At 39.6% G+C, this 21,879-nt stretch carries 30 protein-coding genes; 3 read left to right on the plus strand and 27 right to left on the minus strand.

What is annotated here, in order from left to right:
• Window positions 1-335 precede the first annotated feature (335 nt).
• The 8 genes from LQ247_RS18495 to LQ247_RS18530 all read right to left on the minus strand — a co-directional run bounded on the left by LQ247_RS18495 (window position 336) and on the right by LQ247_RS18530 (window position 5,744).
• Window positions 336-791, minus strand: coding sequence for a MarR family winged helix-turn-helix transcriptional regulator (locus LQ247_RS18495; protein ID WP_020451583.1), 456 nt, complete (start codon window positions 789-791; stop codon window positions 336-338).
• A 215-nt stretch (window positions 792-1,006) separates the two neighbouring features.
• The gene (locus LQ247_RS18500) at window positions 1,007-1,612 is read right to left on the minus strand and encodes a TetR/AcrR family transcriptional regulator (protein ID WP_020451582.1); all 606 of its coding nucleotides are present in this window, start codon (window positions 1,610-1,612) and stop codon (window positions 1,007-1,009) included.
• Window positions 1,613-1,935: 323 nt separating this feature from the next.
• Window positions 1,936-2,238, minus strand: coding sequence for a hypothetical protein (locus LQ247_RS18505; protein WP_020451581.1), 303 nt, complete (start codon window positions 2,236-2,238; stop codon window positions 1,936-1,938).
• A 16-nt stretch (window positions 2,239-2,254) separates the two neighbouring features.
• The gene (locus tag LQ247_RS18510) at window positions 2,255-2,749 is read right to left on the minus strand and encodes a GNAT family N-acetyltransferase (protein WP_020451580.1); all 495 of its coding nucleotides are present in this window, start codon (window positions 2,747-2,749) and stop codon (window positions 2,255-2,257) included.
• Between the two features lie 130 nt (window positions 2,750-2,879).
• Entirely contained in the window at window positions 2,880-3,680 is an 801-nt protein-coding gene (locus LQ247_RS18515) for a DUF2935 domain-containing protein (protein ID WP_020451579.1), read from the minus strand.
• 82 nt (window positions 3,681-3,762) lie between these two features.
• Window positions 3,763-4,626 carry a manganese catalase family protein gene (locus LQ247_RS18520; protein WP_231006390.1) on the minus strand — a complete coding sequence of 288 codons (864 nt, stop codon included), beginning with the start codon at window positions 4,624-4,626 and terminating at the stop codon, window positions 3,763-3,765.
• Between the two features lie 76 nt (window positions 4,627-4,702).
• On the minus strand, window positions 4,703-5,242 hold the full coding sequence (resA, locus tag LQ247_RS18525; protein ID WP_231006392.1) for a thiol-disulfide oxidoreductase ResA: 540 nt from the start codon (window positions 5,240-5,242) through the stop codon (window positions 4,703-4,705).
• Between the two features lie 61 nt (window positions 5,243-5,303).
• Window positions 5,304-5,744, minus strand: coding sequence for a hypothetical protein (locus LQ247_RS18530; protein ID WP_231006394.1), 441 nt, complete (start codon window positions 5,742-5,744; stop codon window positions 5,304-5,306).
• 209 nt (window positions 5,745-5,953) lie between these two features.
• Here LQ247_RS18530 and LQ247_RS18535 point away from each other — a divergent pair, with 209 nt between their 5' ends.
• Window positions 5,954-6,280, plus strand: coding sequence for a YxeA family protein (locus LQ247_RS18535; RefSeq protein WP_217626321.1), 327 nt, complete (start codon window positions 5,954-5,956; stop codon window positions 6,278-6,280).
• 36 nt (window positions 6,281-6,316) lie between these two features.
• Here LQ247_RS18535 and speG read toward each other — a convergent pair whose 3' ends face one another.
• The 4 genes from speG to LQ247_RS18555 all read right to left on the minus strand — a co-directional run bounded on the left by speG (window position 6,317) and on the right by LQ247_RS18555 (window position 8,205).
• The gene (gene speG / locus LQ247_RS18540) at window positions 6,317-6,859 is read right to left on the minus strand and encodes a spermidine N1-acetyltransferase (protein WP_020451574.1); all 543 of its coding nucleotides are present in this window, start codon (window positions 6,857-6,859) and stop codon (window positions 6,317-6,319) included.
• A gap of 28 nt (window positions 6,860-6,887) precedes the next feature.
• On the minus strand, window positions 6,888-7,205 hold the full coding sequence (locus LQ247_RS18545) for a DMT family transporter (protein WP_020451573.1): 318 nt from the start codon (window positions 7,203-7,205) through the stop codon (window positions 6,888-6,890).
• A 2-nt stretch (window positions 7,206-7,207) separates the two neighbouring features.
• Window positions 7,208-7,540: a DMT family transporter gene (locus tag LQ247_RS18550; RefSeq protein WP_020451572.1), complete on the minus strand. Its 333-nt coding sequence runs from the start codon at window positions 7,538-7,540 to the stop codon at window positions 7,208-7,210.
• An 80-nt stretch (window positions 7,541-7,620) separates the two neighbouring features.
• The gene (locus LQ247_RS18555; RefSeq protein WP_020451571.1) at window positions 7,621-8,205 is read right to left on the minus strand and encodes a TetR family transcriptional regulator; all 585 of its coding nucleotides are present in this window, start codon (window positions 8,203-8,205) and stop codon (window positions 7,621-7,623) included.
• 560 nt (window positions 8,206-8,765) lie between these two features.
• Between LQ247_RS18555 and LQ247_RS18560 the strand changes: the two genes are divergently transcribed.
• Window positions 8,766-9,386, plus strand: coding sequence for a hypothetical protein (locus LQ247_RS18560; protein WP_231006396.1), 621 nt, complete (start codon window positions 8,766-8,768; stop codon window positions 9,384-9,386).
• Window positions 9,387-9,738: 352 nt separating this feature from the next.
• On the opposite strand, the gene LQ247_RS18565 is transcribed toward LQ247_RS18560, so the two are convergent.
• The 10 genes from LQ247_RS18565 to LQ247_RS18610 form a co-directional block, all read right to left on the minus strand.
• Complete coding sequence (locus LQ247_RS18565; protein ID WP_165389276.1) at window positions 9,739-9,912, minus strand: hypothetical protein; 174 nt, start codon at window positions 9,910-9,912, stop codon at window positions 9,739-9,741.
• Window positions 9,913-10,031: 119 nt separating this feature from the next.
• Complete coding sequence (locus LQ247_RS18570) at window positions 10,032-10,508, minus strand: Rok-like winged helix domain-containing protein (RefSeq protein WP_144497675.1); 477 nt, start codon at window positions 10,506-10,508, stop codon at window positions 10,032-10,034.
• A gap of 130 nt (window positions 10,509-10,638) precedes the next feature.
• Window positions 10,639-11,211, minus strand: a complete 573-nt coding sequence (locus LQ247_RS18575) for a GNAT family N-acetyltransferase (RefSeq protein ID WP_095290608.1) — start codon at window positions 11,209-11,211, stop codon at window positions 10,639-10,641.
• A gap of 33 nt (window positions 11,212-11,244) precedes the next feature.
• Window positions 11,245-11,724 (minus strand): DUF4944 domain-containing protein, encoded by a 480-nt coding sequence (locus LQ247_RS18580; RefSeq protein ID WP_231006398.1) that lies wholly within the window; start codon window positions 11,722-11,724, stop codon window positions 11,245-11,247.
• A 106-nt stretch (window positions 11,725-11,830) separates the two neighbouring features.
• Window positions 11,831-12,427: an SAM-dependent methyltransferase gene (locus tag LQ247_RS18585; RefSeq protein ID WP_231006400.1), complete on the minus strand. Its 597-nt coding sequence runs from the start codon at window positions 12,425-12,427 to the stop codon at window positions 11,831-11,833.
• 110 nt (window positions 12,428-12,537) lie between these two features.
• A complete protein-coding gene (locus LQ247_RS18590; protein ID WP_105978849.1) occupies window positions 12,538-12,759 on the minus strand; it encodes a hypothetical protein in 222 nt (73 codons plus the stop codon).
• A 59-nt stretch (window positions 12,760-12,818) separates the two neighbouring features.
• Window positions 12,819-13,799 carry an alpha/beta hydrolase family protein gene (locus LQ247_RS18595; protein WP_231006402.1) on the minus strand — a complete coding sequence of 327 codons (981 nt, stop codon included), beginning with the start codon at window positions 13,797-13,799 and terminating at the stop codon, window positions 12,819-12,821.
• A gap of 233 nt (window positions 13,800-14,032) precedes the next feature.
• Complete coding sequence (locus LQ247_RS18600) at window positions 14,033-14,335, minus strand: hypothetical protein (protein WP_026579664.1); 303 nt, start codon at window positions 14,333-14,335, stop codon at window positions 14,033-14,035.
• A 65-nt stretch (window positions 14,336-14,400) separates the two neighbouring features.
• Window positions 14,401-14,817, minus strand: a complete 417-nt coding sequence (locus LQ247_RS18605) for a hypothetical protein (protein WP_026579665.1) — start codon at window positions 14,815-14,817, stop codon at window positions 14,401-14,403.
• A 147-nt stretch (window positions 14,818-14,964) separates the two neighbouring features.
• Window positions 14,965-15,393, minus strand: coding sequence for an HIT domain-containing protein (locus LQ247_RS18610; RefSeq protein WP_026579666.1), 429 nt, complete (start codon window positions 15,391-15,393; stop codon window positions 14,965-14,967).
• A gap of 666 nt (window positions 15,394-16,059) precedes the next feature.
• Here LQ247_RS18610 and LQ247_RS18615 point away from each other — a divergent pair.
• Window positions 16,060-16,377 carry a hypothetical protein gene (locus LQ247_RS18615; RefSeq protein WP_039072731.1) on the plus strand — a complete coding sequence of 106 codons (318 nt, stop codon included), beginning with the start codon at window positions 16,060-16,062 and terminating at the stop codon, window positions 16,375-16,377.
• Between the two features lie 112 nt (window positions 16,378-16,489).
• On the opposite strand, the gene LQ247_RS18620 is transcribed toward LQ247_RS18615, so the two are convergent.
• From LQ247_RS18620 to LQ247_RS18640, 5 genes are all read right to left on the minus strand, one after another.
• Window positions 16,490-17,926, minus strand: coding sequence for a DUF6179 domain-containing protein (locus LQ247_RS18620; RefSeq protein ID WP_025810909.1), 1,437 nt, complete (start codon window positions 17,924-17,926; stop codon window positions 16,490-16,492).
• Between the two features lies 1 nt (window position 17,927).
• The gene (locus tag LQ247_RS18625) at window positions 17,928-18,395 is read right to left on the minus strand and encodes a DUF6323 family protein (RefSeq protein ID WP_020451555.1); all 468 of its coding nucleotides are present in this window, start codon (window positions 18,393-18,395) and stop codon (window positions 17,928-17,930) included.
• 1,077 nt (window positions 18,396-19,472) lie between these two features.
• Window positions 19,473-19,676, minus strand: a complete 204-nt coding sequence (locus tag LQ247_RS18630) for a hypothetical protein (RefSeq protein ID WP_231006403.1) — start codon at window positions 19,674-19,676, stop codon at window positions 19,473-19,475.
• 355 nt (window positions 19,677-20,031) lie between these two features.
• Window positions 20,032-21,366, minus strand: coding sequence for a type I glutamate--ammonia ligase (glnA, locus tag LQ247_RS18635; protein WP_231006404.1), 1,335 nt, complete (start codon window positions 21,364-21,366; stop codon window positions 20,032-20,034).
• Window positions 21,367-21,422: 56 nt separating this feature from the next.
• The gene (locus LQ247_RS18640; protein WP_003182143.1) at window positions 21,423-21,830 is read right to left on the minus strand and encodes a MerR family transcriptional regulator; all 408 of its coding nucleotides are present in this window, start codon (window positions 21,828-21,830) and stop codon (window positions 21,423-21,425) included.
• Between the last annotated feature and the right edge of the window lie 49 nt (window positions 21,831-21,879).

Consider the following 21,879-nt stretch of genomic DNA (forward strand, 5'->3'; position numbering starts at 1 on the left):
CTCTTTCATGAAACATAGCTTTATGATGAGAAATACGTTACAAATTCATTTACAGGTTTTCTAAATCCCCGTGGTTTTTCTGCTTTTTATTTTTTCCTTCTTTAAAAGATCAAAACCAATGGGACAAGCATCCCTGCCTTTTTCTTTATAGGACTCCGGGCAGTTTTCAACCTTCGTAGATTTCTGTTGCTTGATAACGATGATGACTGCCGATGAGCCCAGGATCTTGTTATGTCATGAAGCTCATGTTCAGAAATAGAATACCCAGTTCAATATTTATTTCTCATTATCATGAATTCATATATTTCGAATTCGAGATATTATTATAAAAAAATTTACATGCTTTGGGCATGGAAGCCAAGTTTTTTTAACTTTTCAATTAGAACTTCCTTTTCTTTTATGTCTAAGCCGCCGAAAATGCCTTTCATAGCTGTTTTATGTTTTGGAAAAAGATTGTTCATCAGTGCAGTTCCTTCATTCGTTAAAGCAGCGTATGTTATACGGCGATCTTTAGGACAAGGTCTTCTCTCTATTAACTTTTTCTTCTCCAATTTATCTACAACATAGGTAATGCTGCTGCTTGCGATTAATACTTTTTCGCCTATTTTTTGGATCGGCTGATCGCCTTTACTATAGACTAATTCTAGAACAGCAAACTCAGTTGGGTTTAGTCCTAAACATTTAATATCCTCTTCCACACGCTTTTTAATCGATTGCAGTGCACGAGACAACACAATAAATGCCTTTAAAGACAACTCCTCTTCGTATCTCTCCATTTCCTGACTGCCCACGGTATTCATCCTTTTTAATTATCTCGAATTCGAGATAATTGTATAATAACGATTTGCTGTTGTCAACTTTTTAAAACGGTTTATGTTATTACGAGTTAAAACAGATGAGACAGAATTGTTAAACGGATGCATTTCCATTGCCGAAGCAGGATTCGGATCTAACACAAAAAACCGCCGACTCAAGGTCGGCAGCGCCGGCTGTTTCAGAAGTCTTGTCATACATGAAATAGTTTGTCTTTTATCTGGAGATGCAGCTTCGGATTCAGCAAGAAAATAATGGACTGAAGCTGTTCCTGTTTATTAATCGAGGGATCCGCGTGGTGTTGATGGTTGTATCCGTTAAAGATTGCAATCAGCGTGGTGGCCATCACCTTCGGATTGAGCTGTTTCTGAACGATGCCTTCTTCCTGGAGCTGCTCGATCAGTTCGACAAAAAACTCCCTCCACTGTTCATACAGAAGGGCTACTTTTCTTTGAATCTCAGGATATCTATGACTATTTGCCATAAATTCCAAAAACAAAGCTGTCGAATGCTCTTTATTTGATGTTTGAATCAAGTGTTCAATCCCTGCGAGCAATCCCCTCAGCGTCTTTTTTCGAAAACAATTCATGCTGGTTTGAAAGCGATCTTCCATTTGCTCATTCATAATATGGAGAAACAGCATCTCCTTTGACTTGAAATACAAATAAAACGTAGCTTTAGAAAATCCGGCTTCTTTCATAATTTCATCTACAGAGGTTGCCGAATATCCATTTTGGGCGAACAGATGATATCCGGCTTCTACGATCTTTTGAACCGTATTCTGTGTCTTCTTTTTCATTAAGCTGTCCTGTCCTCTCTACTTCTCTAATTAAGTTGACCATCTATGTATTGAGATATACTGGGAACGTCAAGGACTCGTTATGTTAAAGAAAATTGGAAAAAGACGCTTAAAATCTTCTGCTCAAACATACACTTGCAGCCTAAGCGGACGTTCTTTCATCAAGCATAGCAGTGACATATAAACACCGCCAAGTGACATTAGCCCGGTAAGTCAACAAGGCCAATCGCCCTAACAGGCCGGTAGCCGTATGTTCCTTTCCTTGCAAAATTCCCAACATTCATTCTAGCATTTACTGCTAAAAACTTCATATATATTGTAATTTATTTAATTGGATTTTTCTGTTTTTTAAAAGCCTCTATGAAATACCCGGGGTCCGCATCCACTTCATAAGCAAATACCCCCTGGTTCGTATGGAGGTAAAGCAAACCGGCCTCGGAAAAAGGTCTGTATGATACATCGTGGACGTGCTCAAGGCGATACTGGCGGCTTGCCGTTAAAATTTTATCGTTGTACAGGTACATTTGATTATGCTTTTTTGTATAGGTTTGCCGGTTAAAATCAATCGTCCGTTCTGTTTTGTAGTAGCTGACAGCGGCGATGGCCTGATGGCACCCGTCTTTCATTTGAAACCTCCATTTGCTATTCGTTGATTAATTTGGACATGACATATTCATCAACATATTGTCCTTTTACTTTCAAAGCGTGCTTTTTAGTGCCTTCAATGATAAAACCCATTTTTTTGTATAAACGCACGGCGGCTGTATGATGGGTCATGACAGTCAGCTCAAGTCTGTGAAGCTTTTCTTCACAGGCCCATTTTTCCAATGCCTGAAACAGCTTTACTCCAATACCTTGTCCAATATATGTTTGGCGTATGCCAATGATGATATGGGCACGGTGGCGTGTTCTCTGAACCTGTCCTCTGACTGCTGCAACATATCCGACTAAGCTTCCGTCATCAGCCGCACAAACAAAAACTTCACACACGCCGGATTGGATCTGTTTGATTTGACGTTGTGCCTGAAGCTTTCGTTCACCCGGTTCAAACAGCATGAATTCAGATTCTTCATCGATCGTTTCACAAAGCTTCAGATAGTTTTCTGCATCTGAAGCTGTTAATTTTCTGATATGCAAGAAAGGCCCTCCAAACAGTTTTTAGATTATCTATATATTCTGAATTATAATCGCATGAAAAAGGCTGTGCAAACCGCAGGTGCCAAGATCGATTCGCGGCTTCATCAAAAAAATAGCAAAACCGTCGGCATTACTTTTCAAGCAGCCTCGGTTTCGCAGGGTCGCACGCAGGTTTTTGCGTATTTGTCGATTCGGCGATTTTCATTAAATAATAGCATTCTTCCCTCATCATGTGGTCTGCCATCAGCGCGGAGAACGTACCGAGCATCTGATCTGTAAGCTCCAGCTCCTCCACTTCTTTCAAAAAGGTACGAAACAGCTCAATCTCAAGCTTCACGTCTTTATTCATCCTTCTGAGAGCGGGAAAAGATTCAACATTCGCTCTGAGATACCCCGTCAATTCAACGGATTTAATATAGAACTGTTCAAAGTGTTTGACAAACTCCCTGCTCTTCTCTTTCAAACGTTTTTCCACCGCATCCAGGTCATCGGCAATTGCTCCAGCATGTCCGGCGGCATCCATCAGCCACAGCATATGGTGGTGCAACTCGTGGAAAACAGGCGGCACTTCCCGTTTTTTTAAGTATTTTAGCACAAGCAAGTACTCCTCCAGTTCATTTACCATATGGTTAATAAAAGTCGGAGGAAGGTGAATTTTAATATCGCCTGTCAGGTGCCTTTTAATGATGGAGAGTTTAAATTTCCTGAATTGAAGGGCATATTCTTCAGCTTCAAGCGTTAATGAATACAAATCAGGCGAAGCATTCACTTTTTTCAGCAAAACATCAAACGTCTGCTTGAACTGCTTCGCCTTTTGAATATCTTCTTTTTCCCTTTCAGCCAAAGAATCCAAAATAAAACGCGCATGATCACCCAAAACTTGAAGCCAAAATTTATGTTCAAAAACGGCCGTCTCCTTATAAGTTTTCAAGCTTGCGCCTCCCTTTAAATACCATTCTTCACTATGGCTATTCGCTGCAAGCCCGAAATATGATCATGCAAATAGAAGCTGATCAATAAAGATTCGGAGGCAGTATGTCATCCCGGGGATGTTGAATAACCGATGGCGGCGTATCATGAATATATGCAGGCGCAGGTTTTAGCACCGGTTTTTTCGCAAGGGGCTGAGGATGTTCAACATACTGAAAAACGCCTTCCCCATCCATGCTCGGTCCCTTCGCCCATCTGCCTGTAGCGCTCTCGTTGCCTCTTGAAAAATTAAATAATACATGGGAGACTTCCCTTTTTTCCAGATGGCGCGGAAACGTGCTTGGGACGACGACATTTTCTTTCGCTTCCAGTTCTTTAATGGCCGCAAGCCACTGGTTTTGATGCATCGTATCCCTTGCAATCAGCCAGGACAGCATATCTTTGACACCGCGGTCCGTCGTCTCTTCATAAAGGCGGACAGCCTGCAGGCGTCCCTGTGATTCCGCGTTTAAATTTGCTCGAAAGTCGGCAAGCAAATTTCCGCTTGCAATAATATAATCGGCGGTCCAGCGGTTTCCCACGCTGTCGGCCGGCATTGCCCCTAATCCTGATACGATGGCATGCTGCGGATTCATCCCTCCGAGAATGGCACCGAGCACCGGATCTTTTGCCGCTTTTTCAAGATCGCCGACCGGCGCACCGTCCAAAAGCCTTGCGATCATCGTCGCCAGCATCTCGATATGGGCGAGCTCTTCAGCTCCTGTATCCATCAGCAGATCTTTGTACTTGCCGTTTACTCTGACACTCCAGCCTTGAAAAAGATACTGCAGAGCTACTGATATTTCGCCGAACTGTCCTCCCAGTATTTCCTGCAGCTTTTTCGCAAATAATGGATCGGGTTTTTCAGGCTTTGCATGATACTGCAGTTCTTTAATATGAAAAAACATAAGGTCGCTCCTCTCCTGAGCTACCTTATGAACGATAAGAACAATAGGTGTTTGTCTATGCCTTTTAAATGAGTTTCTATGAACCGCTAAGAAGGTCTTCAATCCACATATCAACTTGCCGCTCAGACATTCCTCCGACATACATCCGCTCTGGTCTTCCTTCCCGATTAATGAATATACTTGTAGGCAAATAATAAATTTCCCAAGAACGGTAAACTTCAGCCGATTGATCCAAAGCGACCGGAAAAGTTAAGCCATGGCGGTTGACAAAGCTCTTTACCGCACCTTTCGATTCACGCACATTGACAGCGATGATTTCAAAACCGTCTCCTTTAAAACGGTCATAAGCTTTTTGCATGACCGGCATCTCCTCTTTGCGCGGTGTACAAAAAGTCCCCCAAAAGTTAACAAGTACCGCCTTTCCCCGTAATTTTTTCAGTTCGATGTCACCGCCCTCTAAAGTCGATAATTTAAAATGTAATGCCTGCTGATGAAGGGCAGTGCCTGCCTGTTCATTCCGGCCTCCGGCAATATGCTGATAAAGAGCATAACCAGCCGCACAACATAGGAGCAAGAGGATGGCGCCTCTCAATAAAAGCAGCGTTTGTTTTTTCATTTTTTTCTCCCGATATGTTAGCCCTAATATGAAAAAAGGACTCTCCTCTGCTGGGCTTTCTTTATGATGAGTAGTCCGGCATTTCATGCTCAAAGCCGTAAAAGCCTGTAATTCCAACATCTCCGCAGCCTGACACTTTTGTGATATCCAGGAAATGATTGCGGTGCGGCGTCCCGCTCACTTTATCTGCAGCACTTAAATGAAGATGATTTCCAGTAAATTCTTTCTCGCTTAAAGTGATCGCATGTCCTGTTAACGTGATTCTCTGCAGCTTGATCTTGAGTGTACAGCCTTCTGCATTAAAAATCGTAAACTTATAATACAGCCATGTCGGGTAGTAATTTACATTGGTGCTGTCCGCCATAAAAAATCCCACTTGATCTTCAGTCATTGTCATGGTCGTCTTTTTCTCATCTTTTGTAACCGCGGCATCAGCAGGCTGAATATGAAAACTGAAGGCCGTCATGATTGAAAACAACATCAAAAATAAAATTTTTTTCATTGGCGCCCCTCCCTTTTTCCATATTATAAACTTTATTGAATAAAAAGGATATTGAAATTTAATCTCCCGTTTCAAGATGAGTGTGCCGAACGATCCCTTACAAAAGTGTAATGTTCATGTCACGTTATTCGATTTTTTTATCAGACAATGAATCTTAGAATGATAAATGAGGTGAAATTGTGAAAAAGCATATCGTATGGATCAGCCTGATGATCATATTTACCGCATTATTAAGCGGATGTAACTTAAACCGTGTGGGAACAGACGAATATTATGTTCACATTACCGGAAACGGGAAGGAAGACACGTCGAAGTTTGACGACGGCGAGGAATACTCCGTCTTCAAATATGAACTGGCCGGTTTTGATGAGGACGGTCAAGAAAAAACAATGGAATTCACAGCTGATAAAAACCTTCGTACAGGCGCGTTTTTACGGCTTTTCTATTCTGAAAATAAAGGCGTGAAATCGTGGGAAGAGGTTGAAAAAGACGATATTCCCGACAAAGCCAAAGATCGATTAGGTGTGAAAAATTAAAAAACATGCGGGAGATGGCGGCGCCATCTCTTTTGTTTATCCTTGCATGCCTTCCTTTTTGCTTTTTTTAAGTGATAAAAATTCATCCTGAAAAATGCACATTCTAATAGCGTTACGATAATAGCCGTCAACGAAAAACTCATCCTGCAGCTCGCTCTCGATTGTGAACCCTGCCTTTTTATACAAGTGAATCGCTTTTGCATTATCTTCGTCGACGATCAAATACAATTTGTGCAAATTTAAAACGGAAAACGCGTAGTTCATCGCCAAATACGTTGCGCTTGACGAATACCCGTTCCCTTGATGCTCTGGATCAATGATGATTTGAAACTCCGCCCTTCTGTGAATATAATCAATTTCGACCAGCTCAACCAATCCGATCATCTCAGTCTCTTTCTCTATGATAAAGCGCCGTTCGCTTTGGTCATGAATGTGTTTGTCAAACAAATCCTGCAGCTCAACAAAAGTCTCATACGGTTCTTCAAACCAATACGACATAATCTTCGCATCGTTGTTAAGACGGTGGACAAACGGAAGGTCTTCTCTTTCGAGCGGACGCAATTTAAGCTGATTGAACATATCAGCAACCTCCAATATAAATTAAAATTTAAGATGATGTAAGGCGCAGGCCGATCACCCCGATTATAATAAAGCCAAGTGAGATGAGCTGCGGAGCGCGAATCCGCTCCTTAAACCAAAATAAGCTGACTGCCGTAATGCCGATGCTGCCGATCCCGGTCCAAACGGCATAGGCAACACCGGCTGAAAGTGCCTGCATGGCTTTCGAAAGGCAGAAAAAAGACAAAGCAAACCCCAATACCATGACAATAATCGGCCATTTTTTTCTTGTGCCGTCTACATATTTCATAGCGATGGCGGCAATGACCTCTTCGATTCCAGAAATCACCAAAAATAACCACGGCATGATCAATCACCCCCTGACTGGGTATTGTTCTCTTTTGTAAACATTTTCATGCCAATAATGCCTCCCAACAGCACGATCAAAAAAAATATTTGCCCTCCTGAAAAGGGTTCGCCCATAAAAACACCCGTCACATATGTGCCGGCCGTTCCGATTCCGACAAATACGGTATAAGCCGACGCCATCGGAATGTTCCTGTAAGATCGTATCAGCATGAGAAAACTTGCCGCGATCAGTACAAAGATCATCAGCCAATCGGCGAAGGAATCCGCATGTTTAAGACCTGAGGCCCAAACCACTTCCAAAAAACCCGCAATAATGACGAGGAGCCAACTCAATGATAACACCCTTCCTGTTGTGAATGAACGTCAGTCATTTTTAGGCCGATAAAAAATGAACAGCTGCAGCCGGTCATTTTTCACTTGGTTCCTATGCTTCTCTTCAGAAAAGTAAATATTTCTTTTTTGAACACACTGAGCTCTTCGTCTTTTTCCGCCCCGATGTAATAACGTTCCGCTGTGTTTTCGACAAAGTTGATAATCGTTCTGGCCGTCCAGCGCACATTGATGTCCGGAATGACCTCGTTTTTCTCAACTGCTTTTTCAATAAGTCCTTCAAGCCAGGAATAATAAGGCTGATAGATCGCCTCCCATTTTTCCATCGAATGGTCAAAGGCAAGACCTGAGTAGCAAAGAACGATAATATCCTGATGAAGTTCCGTCATGTTAAACGTCTCATCGATCATGATGTCCAAGGCGGTCCAGAATGACATGGTTCCGTCGACCTTGCTCTTAATATGGTCCAAAGAATGTGTCAGAAGATTTTCCGCGATCGCTGGAATCAATGCATTTTTGGATGAGAAATAAAGATAAAAAGTTCCCTGCGCAGTACCTGCTTTTTTCACGATATCTGAAATCGACGCCTTATCCAGCCCCTTTTCAGAAATGACTTCAATGGCCGCCTGCAAAATCTTTTCATATTTCCCGGACGTTTGCTTTGGCATGTTGCAGACCTCCCTAAAAATGAATGACTATCATTCATTTTAGTGGAGCGGCTTTTCATTGTCAACCGGGCGGCGCAGGACTTATTTCCTTAAAATTTCTTTAAAATCCTAAGCATAAGCTGTCTTTGGATATGAATCCCTTTTATACTTTACACATATACCGAAAACAGATGGAGTTGATATTGTTGAAACCGCTGATCAAGCTGGCATGCGGAGCTGCCTCTCTTATCGCAGCCGTCCTCGCAATATATTTTGCAGTGAAACGGAGCAATGACAAACAATAGGAATTAGGAAAAGTTCTCAGCAAAGCTTTTCTTTTGCTAAAAGTTTTTTTGTTGATCTCCCTGTTCATTTTAAAGAGAAATGCAATGCATAGTGATCATGAAATCGAACAATCGATTAGACCTCCTACAGCTTTCTATGAATCTTTTTGGACTATTATGCTATATGAAAATATGCACAAAAAATATAACACTTGGAAAATCAATATGATATAATCATCACTCTAATGAGTAAATAAAGAGCTTTTTTAAATATATAAACGACGAAGGGGCTATAGAATGGAACTTACGATCACCAGAGCACTAAGCGAACTCAAAATGTTGGATAAAAGAATCAAGCGGGCCGTAAATGAGAGTACATTCGGAGGCTTGATGATCGGAAAGAAACTGCCGAACGGATTTCGGACAACCGAAGACTTGGAAACTAGGGCGAAAGCCGATTATCAATCAATTGAAGCCTTAATCAAAAGGCGAAATGCCATTAAGTCTGCCATTGTTGTATCCAACGCGACGACCAAAATCGAAGTGGCCAGAGTCAAGATGACTGTGGCTGAAGCCATCGAAAGAAAAACCTCCATCAGCTACGACATTCAGCTTTTGGATAAGCTGAAAGAAGTGTACGCTGATTTAGTCGACGAGGCCGAGAGCGTCAATCAAAAAGTAACAGAAAGACTAGACAAACATCTGGAGACTCTTTTCGGAAAAGACGGCAAAGTAAAAGCGGCTGAAAACCAGGAAATCGTCAAATCTTTCCTCTCTGAAAATGAAGCAAAAATCATCGATCCGCTGAACCTAAAAGAGAAGATCGATTCCTTGTCAAAAAAGATCGAGGACTTTGAAATGGAAGTTGACTTTGCATTGTCCGAGAGCAATACACTCACCAAAATCAAAATCGATTAACGGCCGATTGTTAGCCAACCGAAAACCGATAAAACTAAACACCTTCCGAGGGAAAGGTGACTCCCTCCTTTTATTTCATCTGCACAGCCAAAGAGACGCTGTGCCAACATTGAGATAAAAGCTCAAAGCTCAACGTTCAGCGTTTACAGCTTAAGTATCAAAGCTCTTAACAGTTCAAAGCTTACGCCTTAAAGTTAAAAGATCGATAAAATCTGGGAGAAACGGCTGCTTGAGCATTTGTTTACCGGCTCAGTCGGTTGCCGCCCAGCAGGTTGGCTAACAATGGATATCAATAACAAAAAAACGTCTATATAGACGTTTTTTTAGTGGATTCGCAAATCAAAGGATGCGCTCAATCTTTCTGTTTGTCCTTTTCTATATGCACCCAAAGATAATAAATCACCCCGCCTGCTAAAATAAACACAATCCCCAAGTGCCCTTGCTCTGAGGGAACAAAAAATTGAAATAAAAACGCTAAAATTAAAGCCGGTACCATAATCATGAAGTATTTCTTTTTATCCAACATGTAAAACACCCTTACATTGATTTTAGCTCACGATACGATATAAGTGCTGTTTGGTTTCAATTTTTAAAGATTCCGCTCTGATTTATGACATATATGAATCTAGAATTATGACGAAAACCTCAAAGGTCTTTTTCTTTTTGCAAAATATAATGGCCGCGGGCAGGTTTTTTAATATCTGGGCGATGTTTCATTAAGCTCTTCATAAATGTTGTCATGTTTTTAATCGGAAAGCCGGTTTCTTTCTCGATTTCAGTTTTGAGCTTAATGCCTGTCAAGCCCTCTTCATAGCGGCTTAAAATGTTTAAGGCAGCCTCACGCTGTATGGTTGTTTTTGATTGGAAAATAGTATGAGATGGAGTTTTGATGGGCGGATGTTTGTCAGCGGCAATCTGGGATTGTTTTAATTCCTCTGCTGCAGCGCTTGCCAAGTCGATTAATGAAGATTTTTTGTTAATTGCGGGATCACTCTCCTGATCCAATTCACGCAGCTTCGAATAAATGTCTTGTCGTTCTTTCCGCAATTCCCGCATCACCTGAATCTCCGCATCACCTAGCTGTTCAAGTCTCAAACGCAACGCTTCTCTTTCGTCGAACATATCTCCCACATCCTAAAATTAAGATTCCATTATAGTTTATAGGACTTTTTTAACTTTAACAATTTATTTAAAAATAAATTCAAGAAAAGTTCTTTTTATCGTTAAAACGCATATGGAATATAAAGGATGATTACGTTATTGATGTTCTTGTATCAATCGGCATATCCTTCGTCCGTCTCCTCCAAATCATATGATCATATCCTTTCCCCCAATAATCCTTCAGCATATAGTCAGGCTCGCCGAATTTCTTCTTCCATATTTTCTGTGCACCGGGATAACCGCTGTCCAAACAAAATTCCTTCACTCCCCGATTCAGAAAGGTCAAAAACATAACGTTGAACAGCAAAGACCCGATTCCGCGTCTTTGATAATCCGGGTGGACAAATACCGTCCCTACCTCATATAAATCCTTTAAAGCCCCATCCGTACAGATATCGATCAATTCGCTTGCAGGGCCATATTCGATTGTACCGATGATTTTATTCAGACGTTGATCTGAAGCGATAAAAAAATGCCGGCTCTTCCCTTTGCTGTCTAAGTCTGCTTTCAAGTATTGCCTCTTACTTTCAATTTCACTTTCTTGATCATCAAGCAGATCGGATATCCCCTCTTTAGCAAAAGTATCCTCGACCACGATTCTGAAAAACTGATTCAGCTCTTCAACGTCGTCAATTTGCGGCCTTCTGATCTCAATTTCATTCATTTTAAATCACTTCCTTATTCAGTGATTGTCGTTTCATTTATACCACGGAATCTTGGTTAATTTCATTATTTCTGCGTTCTCTTCATCTCCGGTTTTCCACTCCACTTTGACTGATAACGCATGCCCGATGACATCCTCTTCAGGCATAAAATCAAAAGTTGCGATATGATCTTCCATATAGCCTCCGCCTTCCATTTCCTCTCCAGTATACTCAGAAAGATCGTATTCTCCTCTGTCATCATACTTTTTGCCGTCTATGTATAAGGTGATTGTTTTCACAATCGTTCTTTTCGCATCTTCTTTCTCGCCATCCCAATATAAATTCAAAAAATAATTAGGCCCGATTGACGTTTTACCTGATTTCTCAATCGAAGCATGCCACAGACCGCTTTCCCCCTCCCCTTCATACACCACTTTCTTTCCGAAGATCATTGCACTGACATACCCCCCGCCAATTAAAAGCAGAATTGCGCTGAACATCAGCAGCCGCTTGAGTCCATTATTGTTTTTCAATCATATCCCCCGCTTTCATCAAAATAGTAGTGATGACGGTGAAAAAAGTTACGCAAAAAAGGCGCCATAAATGGCACCTTTTTAAAATTATATTTCCCCGGAGTATTCAGCGCTTTTGACCAATAAATTGAATGACATGAGACAGGCCGTTGTGCCAAGCCCCTTCATGACGAACGACTTCCCCCATAAAAAAGTGGACAATACGCCAATCTGAAAAGGTTTGTAAAAATTCTTCCGGTGTATATAAAAGCTCCGGATCCTGCGGCCCGCCGCTTTTGTAAGGAATTTGGTGCGTCGAATACACTTCCGTCACGAAAAATCCCCCGGGCTTCACGGCTTCTTTTACTCCAAGAAGTGTTTTTCGACGCAGCTCTTCTGGAAAATGTCCAAAAATACATACAATCTCGTCCCACTGCCCTTGATTCCAAGACGCTTCATTTAAGTCAACAAGCTCCGTCTTCACCGATACATGACGGGTTTCAGCAAGCTTTTTCGTTTTCTCCAACCCTGACTCGGCATAATCCCATGACGTGACGTTCATCCCTTGTTCTGCTAAAAAAACCGCATTGCGCCCCTCGCCTTCTGCAATGGCTAAAGCATCACCCGACAATTGAAGTTTTTTCTGCGAATCTGCCAAAAACGCATTCGGTTCTGTTCCATACACATAGTTCTCATCTTGAAAGCGCTTGTGCCAAAAGTTCATCGTTTTTGTTCTCCTTTTTTTAGAAGCTTTCATATCAATGATATACCCGTTTCTTTTAGATGATGCATCTCATTTTCGCTTCGCAGTCAAACTCGATACTCTCCTTCGAATTAACCCTTATCATTTGTTCGCAAATGAACAATAATCATGATGACGCCTAAAATGAGAAGCAATACAGGATAAAACAATACAGATGATTGAAAATAAACCGAAGCTTCACTACTGCCATCTGCATCAATTATATAATGAGGAAAAGCAACAGATAACACCTGTAAGAAAAACAGCGTTAATAGACCCAGCAAAATTGAAACAAATCCGGAAACAAAGTACATAAAAAAACCTCCTATTCGCACATTTTGAAAATTGCCAGCTTTTTAATAAATTAAAGAAATTATCGCTCATGAAGCTGCTTTAATTTTTTTCGGATGAAAGAAATCGTATCTAATGCCAGCTTTTTACGACAAAGAACAATTCCGGCATGGCCGCAATTGTAGAGATGTCTTTCGGGTTTCCCCCAGCTCTCCCATAACTTATCAGCATCCTCTAAGTGAACATATTGGTCATGAACGGCGGAAATCAGCAAAATGTGATCTTTGTTAACTTTCGGCACAGCTTGGCTGGGATCTGTAATTTCCCAATATGTTTGTAAATCTTCATATGTCACACCGTGCTGTTCCAATTCTTCTCTTATGAATTTACCCGGAATGGTATTCCATATCGAGTAAGAAAGACGATTCGCATAAAATATCGATACCACGATGTCGATTTCAGTCTCAAGGGTAGCCATTAAATTTGTCATCCACCCGCCTAAACTGACGCCCACAATAATAACAGGACCGGTTTTATTTGCTTTGATCCAGTGAATGAGCGCCCGTAAATCCACGACAGCTTGTCTTGTTGATTCAACTGTACGATTCAAATTCGCACTTATCATCAATTCACCGCTGTAAAGCGAATGTTCCGGCTCTCTTTCAAAATGATACGGAAGAGAATAGTAGTACATGTTCCAGCCTAAATCGTTCATCATACGATCATGAAATATCTTTTTTATTCTGTCGTATGAATCCATTCGCCAGCCGTGTACAAAAATAACATTAGGTTGATCTATATCATTCTTATTTAAAAAAACCTCACCTTTTAAACTATCATTGACAGGGTCCCCGGATGGAATGATAGATTCATAGCTGAAATGTCCAGCCAAATAGTTTTTTCTCGCTTCATGAAGAGTAAAGGAGACATCAGCCGCTCTTGCTTGATAGAATTCGTCCCTGTCAATCGAATCCAATGAAAAAGCGGAAAAATGTTTTTCTTTACTTCTTTTCCTGTGCAAATCATATAACGCTAAACGATCGATCATCTTTGCCAAAAACACTTTTTGTCCTCCTGATTGGTATAAGTAATGGTGCTTTTTTGATTGAAGGCAGTTCCGCCAAGTCCTTTCACACAGACCATTGGCCATCTAATCGGCTGAGCCTGATGAATTCACGAAGCTGCCTTGACAAAAGGGGCTGTTCGCAACACCAAAGGTAATTATGATTGCTGCGGTTTATCGGGTAGAACTTGCTTTATTTTCACCAAGAGAACTGTATTCAAACAAGAATGCTGTTATAGTTGTTCTAAAAATGCTAATAGTTCTGAATCATTAATTTCAAAAATTATAAATTGAATATAATCTATTTTGTTCGTATCAGGGAAAAGAAAATGATTTATCGTAAATTTCGTGGCGGATTTCCCCAACATACCGGCAATACGCAGGGCGATGTCTACATTTTCAAAGTCAATATCAAAGGATGCAAACTCTTGAATCTCTTGATTCACATAGTAATTCTTTACTTTTGTCTCCATTGGGTTTGATGGGTTTGACGCGCAATTAAGAAATTTCCTTAGTTTTTCCGGCTCGAAATTCATCAATAGCCCCCTTTAAAGTATAGTGGATGCAACTTTTATGTAGAGTAAAGCCATTGCTCCGGTCCTTAACGATATGCCATACAAACTGTTAGGATTAAAGCAATTGGATACAAAGCCGATGCTAATCTCTGCTTCTTTTCATCAATATGAATGAAGTTTTTACGAGATAAAAATTTGCGAATCTCGGGTAATAATATCAAAATAACTTGGGACAAGAAAGACAGCTTTTGCATCAGGGTAAGTGGACTAAACGTAAACCCGACTCCCGCATTCCCTCCTATCGTTGTCCAGTACATATAAAAATTAAGGAAAGGGATGACGAAGCAAAATATAAGTCTATATTGATTAATATAACAATCGTATTTTTCAGCATTAATGCCTTTAGAAGAAAATCTAAATCCGTAGATGAAAAGAAAAAGTGTCCCCATACTTAATATCGGCTGCTTGATAAAATACGCCAATACAAAAGCTATTAAAAACATAATTTACTCCCTTGCAACCATTGTTAATCATCACCATTATACAACAAAGGAAAGAATTTCTGGACGAAATGATGAATTCAGCAAAACCTGCACGAGATCATATCAAATCATCTTTCCATTTTTAAATTCTAGGACAATCTTTTCTCATCATCTCCCTGTAATCTTTCTCCATACCGAAAGTAAGTTACTTTTCTCAGCTGCAGTAAAGTCGGTGTTTAATTTGAATTCAAACTTTTCATTCATGTGTCTCGGTATGACATGAAAATGCAGGTGCTTAATATCTTGCTGAGCAAAGTGACCGTTGTCTGAGAGTATCGTGTAATCATCACAAATACCTGAATGAATTAATATTTGAGGTACTTTAATTAAAGAATCCATTATTTCATTAGATAGATGGGGATCGTTAATATGATCGAGTCTTTCAATATGCTTATTTGGTATGATTATTGTATGGCCACATGTAACAGGATTTATATCAAGAAATGCTGTTACATCGTCATTTTTATAAACCTCATAACTTGAAATTTTTTGACTAACGATTTCACAAAATATACATTTGTCCATTTCACTACCCACACTTTGTTAAGTGTCCCTCTCTTTCTGAAGTTTTTTCGGATGCCCAAACTCACAACTCGTTAAGATCCTTTATAAACTAGAGATATTTGAAAAATGATCTAGCTATGTTTAATCCGAAATTCGAAATGATTACCTTCCTTTATTAATCCAAAGAATATTTTCCCTGCATGTTAAAATAGAGAAAGAAACCGAACTTTATTAATCGGTCTCTTTAATATTGATTTCTTTTTCTTATAAACATTCCCAAAATACACCCGACAATTGCCGCTGCAACATTGAGTATAAGTTTATTCTCCAGGGATAAATTTTTGGAAGAATACTCAATATAAAAAGTCACTAAAAATACAGCAATACCCGCGAAAACCGGCGGCAAAAATCTAATAACAATCTCCCCTTCTGATAATTTTTCATTGCTTCGAATTCTTTCATTTAATCTAATCATTTGTCGGCAGCTTAGCATGCTACCTTATTTCATATACAGATAATAACATATCAACCTATATATAGATACAGTTCGATTGATACATGAGTTATTTCCTTAAGACAGCGTTTGGAGTTGCGATTGAAAATCAGAAATTCTTATTGCCCAGTAATGATCGATATAGTTAAAGATCTGCGGTTTTTTTAACTTCATTAATATCACTATAATTTTAAGGAGTCAGTTGGATGTTTATAAAATATAATGAATATGATTTACTAGAACTTTTTGAGAGTGAGCCAGCCAGTATAGCTGATGATCCAGAGGCCGGCGAATTTATTTATACTTATAAAGATAATCAAAACTTCAAGTTAATTTTGACGCTGGATGTTTATCAACTAACTTGCAGCCTGGATATAACCTATAAAGATTTCGCGGTATTTACAGGTGTTTTTCAAAACGTAACTAGCATTAAGAAAGTTGAAAATTTCATGGTTGTAAGTATTGGAGAAGAAGAGAGAATAAAAGTAAAATTCACTAAGCAAGTTGGAGTAGAATTACTTTAAGCTTTTAAGTTGTGTTGAAAAATAACTAGATTGCATTTATCGAGTGCTGTTATTTATCTTCGTCTTTCTTTAGACTCTCCTTTGTAAAAGAACTTATAAAAACGTCTTTAACTTAATAAAACGATATCTCCTCATAGTCAATATCATTGATGAGCTGTCCAATCGTTGCAATGCGCTCATCTTCTAATTGTTTAATAAATTTCATATAATATGTTTCCCACTCGCTCTTTGCTTCAGAGCAGTCAGCAACAATGTCAATGAAATTGAGGATTCCCCCTCTTAATTCTTCATAAAATACAATTTTCGCAAAAATGGCCAATTCAAAATTCCCAAACGTAGCAAAAAGTGCGTTATATTCGTCGTCAAACAGACATCCCGAATTTAGCAAATCCAAATAATCATGCAGTGAAACAAAATGATCGCGGATCAGCGATATTTTTTCTGCTGTGTTTTTTCTTTCCATGATGCAATCCACCAATTTCCGCATTTCAATATCACTCATGCGATCATTTTCATTTAACATTAACGCTATTGGTTTTTCTCTCTCTTCAATTTCTCTGATGATCAACATTTTGAAGCCATCAATTTCCGCAGCGTTATTTACCCTTTGAATACATTCATTGCGATACAAATTGATATAATCAGTAATCGTTTGATCTGTCTTTAAATCCCGCTGTAACCGATCAAATGCTTCGTTAATCAAGTTTGCCCTTTTATCAGCATGGCAATCACTTAACAACCGACTCAACCTGTCATATTGAACTTCAGAAATTCTGACTTGATTGGCTTCGCCCCCGGATAGCAGTGAAAAAACAGCATTGTTTATCATTAACTCAAAAATATTAAAAAGTTCTATGCGATAATTAAAGCGGCATATTCTCCCGAAGTTTGTCAAGATATACATTAGATCGTGATGGTTAAAAAAGTGACAGAATCTCGTTTCTATCAGCAGTCGCTCTAAATACTGTTTAATATAAAAAACACCTTGCAGTTCCATGTTGTCAATAGCTAAAGGATAGTCAATGCTCGCCATCGTATTTTGAGCTTCAAAAATAATATTATAATGATTCATAAATACAGGTAACGATTCGTCAATGGTTAAATTATAAGCATCAACAGGCACATCTAACTTTAATTTTTTTACGTCTTGATACAATTGTTTAGCTTCTTCAAAATAACAGTGAAGTAATTCGACACCTTTGGTATATATTTTTTTTATACTATCAGAACGTAAATGTACTATAACCTCTTCAGGTTTCTCAAAATGGAGAGCATAAGCATCTATTGCATACATGAGGGAAACCATAATCCCTTCCGCCGTTTCTGTAGTAACCGACGTACTTTCCCCTTTGGTATACTGGCCTATCAATCGTTGCAGGATTTGCATAATCTCTACCTGTATCTTGTAAGCTTTTTCGCTGGTAATAACTCCAACCCTTTGGCCTTCTTTTAGAAGCGACAACATAAATTGGCTTTGCTTTAACTTTGATTTATCAATCGTAAAATTTGAAACCAAATCATAGCGATTTAAAGTATTTTCTTTTCCCATGTTATTCATCACCTTTATATAAAGACTCACTTCTCATCGTATTTCTTCTGAAACTCTCCGCGAGTTCCTCCATTTTACTTCTTAATAACTCTAAAGACCCCGCAGAAGGTCCGTTAAAACACTCCATCATCTGATGAATCAGTTTCATGTCACCTATCTTATCTTCTGTTTCATTTCTGAGATAATAAAAAATCTCCTGAAGCTCGATTAACGTTTCGACATCATGATCCTCATCCATATAGGGTGAAGCAGCAAACACCTCAATTAATTCCTTTAGTACTTCAATCCCCAGCTCTATACGTCCATGATCATGAAGCACTTTATTTCTATAAACGATTAATGTTTTGATATCGCTGGGTGTTAAGATCAAGCCATGCTCTTTTGTTTTTTCATTTAATTCAAGCAGTTCCATCATAGGTTTTGATTGAGGGGATAATTGAATGGAATTCAAAAAACGAGATAAGTTCATAACCTCTCTTCCTTTCAAAAGCATCTTTTTTAAAAAAAACATTGACTTTTTATATCTTGTGTGCTATGATAAAATTAGGTGTTTTTTATAACAATAATTAATTTATTCTATTTACTTACATATGTCAATAGTTGTTTTTCAGCAGCATTGTTTCTTTCCCTCTTAAATCAGCTTTTTATTCCTCAAGACCAATTTTAATTTCCCTTCAACTCAACAGATTTCTTTCAAAATTTTTATCTGCTTATACTTCATTCTATTAATTGTTGTGTAATTTAACTTTTCTATTTTTTGTCTTAGACCCGTAAATACCATCAGTGACGGTCCCGCCGCTTTCTGACCGTATTGCCGTCAATACCTTGCTCTCTTAGGGCTAAAGAACAGCCAACGTTTCCTGAACCTGACGTACAGCCGCTCCTTTCATTTCATGCGTTTGTCACTTTAAAGATGCCGGCCAACAGCGTGTTGGATGATTTCTTTCCATTTGTACTAACTTTTTTCAAACTAAAAAGGCTGCAGCTTGCAACCTCATTTTGTTAACCTTTTTGTTTCAATGCCTCTTTCTGTTCTGGATATGATAGGTTTTCATTTCATTTTCGACAACAAAAGAAGTAAAGACATTTCAATAAGGAACTCATACGAGAGAGTAAGTGAATGCCAGTGTTCATAGTGAGAACTCCGAAGGAACTATAATGTCCGAGTTGAAAACAAACGGTTTTGTTCTTCAGTCAAAGAATGAAATAAAGATGCTTATTTCATCGACATCTCAATCCTAAATGTGGTAAAATCGATGACAATGTTAACCATAAAAAGGAGGATTATGTGTATATGAGTATTATTATTTTGGCATCCATACTTTTATGGAGTGCATTAATCTATGAATTAAGTAAATCTCCAAAAAAGCAAAACAACCGAAAAATTGTATCTTTGATATCTTTGGGCTCTTTATCAACCTTAGTTATTACTATTTCGCTTTTTCAAAACCTCCCGTTTTAAAAAAATTGTTTATAACTAAATCGATCGTATATGTCGTCGGTGTGGTATTGTTATAAAAAAAATCCTTCTTGCAAGAAGGGTTTTTTATTCATTATTCTCTTCTTTATTATCCAAGTCTGGAAAATCCTCAATCATTGATCGAATATCTTCAACAAATTCTTTCTCTGTATATTGACCACCCGCGTGTTTTAGATTATCCAGTTTTCCGCAAATAACCTTAAGGGTTCCCTTTGCGTGCTCTTCTTTAAGGCCGTTTACTTTGTTTATCATCTTATCCAACTCAAACATTTAATAGTTTCCCCTTCGCTTATTGTTCCCCTAAATATAACATATTCATTCCAATCAGTATTTGGTCACTTTTGCCGCGTCATTCCAAGCTGACCACACTTTTCGCCTAACACACGTGGTTTTACTCTTGGAATTCAGGTACAGACATGAAATATATTAAGAAAAGCAGCTGATGTTTACTCCCAATATCAGTAAGAAACTTGACCAAGATAGAATCGAAGATTACGAAGGTTATGTCTCATCGATTATGGAGTTAGATTGAAACTTCAAATTTTTTTGGTCATATTTTGGTCACCCAATCTTTTGACCAAAATTCAACCCCCCTGGCACCACTGGTGCCAGGGGGGTTCCTAGATTAATACTGAGACATATACTGCTCGCGCTCCCAAGGGTGGACTTGTGTGCGGAACATATCCCATTCGATTTCTTTTGCTTCGACGAAGTGTTCGAATAGATGGTCGCCGAGGGCTTTGGCCATGACTTCGTTTGATTTGAATTCTTCGAGAGCGTCTGCGAGTGTCGCAGGAAGGTCGACGATTCCGTTTTCGAGGCGCTCTTCTTTTGTCATCACATAGATGTTGCGGTCGATCGGAGCCGGTGCTTCGAGCTTGTTTTTGATGCCGTCAAGTCCTGCTGCAAGAAGTACGCTCAAAGCAAGGTACGGGTTCGCAGAAGGGTCTACGCTTCTGACTTCTACGCGTGTGCTGATGCCGCGGGAAGCCGGGATACGGATCAATGGGCTTCTGTTTTGCGCGCTCCATGCCACATAGCAAGGTGCTTCATAGCCTGGAACTAGGCGCTTGTAAGAGTTGACAGTCGGGTTTGTCACAGCTGTAAAGCTTGTTGCGTGCTTGACGATGCCGGCGATGAATTGCTTTGCCGTTTCACTCAGCTGAAGGTCAGTGTCTTTGTCAAAGAAAGCGTTGGCGCCGTTTCGGAAGAGTGATAGATTGCAGTGCATGCCTGATCCGTTTACGCCGAACAACGGTTTTGGCATGAATGTTGCGTGCAGGCCGTGTTTGCGCGCGATTGTTTTAACGACGAGCTTGAACGTTTGGATATCATCGCAAGCGCGGATGGCTCCAGCGTATTTAAAGTCGATCTCGTGCTGTCCAGGTGCAACTTCGTGGTGAGACGCTTCGATTTCAAAACCCATTTCTTCGAGCTCAAGTACGATGTCGCGGCGGCAGTTTTCGCCAAGGTCAGTCGGCGCAAGGTCGAAGTATCCGCCTTTGTCGTTCAGTTCAAGGGTAGGCTCGCCTTTTTCGTCAAGCTTGAACAGGAAGAATTCCGGCTCTGGTCCAAGATTGAAATCTGAGAAGCCCATGTCTTCCATTTCTTTCAAAATGCGCTTCAAGTTGTTGCGCGGATCGCCTTGAAACGGCGTGCCGTCCGGATTATAAATATCGCAGATGAAGCGGGCTACTTTACCTTTTTCGGCGGTCCACGGGAAAATCACAAATGTATCTAAATCAGGGTACAAGTACATATCGGATTCTTCAATGCGGACGAATCCTTCGATTGAAGAGCCGTCGAACATGACCTTATTATCAAGTGCTTTTTCCAGCTGGCTCACAGGAATTTCAACGTTTTTAATCGTTCCAAGAATGTCTGTAAACTGAAGGCGAATATATTTTACATTCTCCTCATTTACTAGTTTAACAATATCGTCTCTTGTATACTTTGCCATTCGTAAAACTCCTCCTCTAAAAGGTAAATGTATATAGCAATGCAGTTGCTAACAAATTAATGAAAAAACCTGGACATGTCTCCCTGGCGGAATGTCGTCCCTCTTTGGAAACGGCCTGCTTGGATAAGCTCGTTTTTCAGCAGTTTTCTCAGTTCTTCATCCGACAAGTTGTGTTTCTCTGCTTTTTTCGGCTTGTCTTGTTTGTCTTCTTTTTGTTCGTTTTCTGTTTTGGCGAAAATTTGTTTGATCCCCGCCATGTTTACACCTTGTTCGATCAAATCTTTAATTTCGAGCAGCTTATCTACATCATGGAATGAAAATAAACGTCTGTTCCCTTCACTTCTTGCAGGAAATACCAGTCCATTTTCCTCATAATACCGAATTTGTCTTGCGGACAGTTCGGTCAGCTGCATGACGATACCTATCGGAAATAAGGGCATTGAGCGGCGAATTTTATCACTCATCTCAATTTCCTCCTTTTCTTATATAAATTTATTATATGTGATGTTATAT

The sequence above is a fragment of the Bacillus sp. BS3(2021) genome (assembly GCF_021043345.1).
Lineage (GTDB): Bacteria > Bacillota > Bacilli > Bacillales > Bacillaceae > Bacillus > Bacillus paralicheniformis.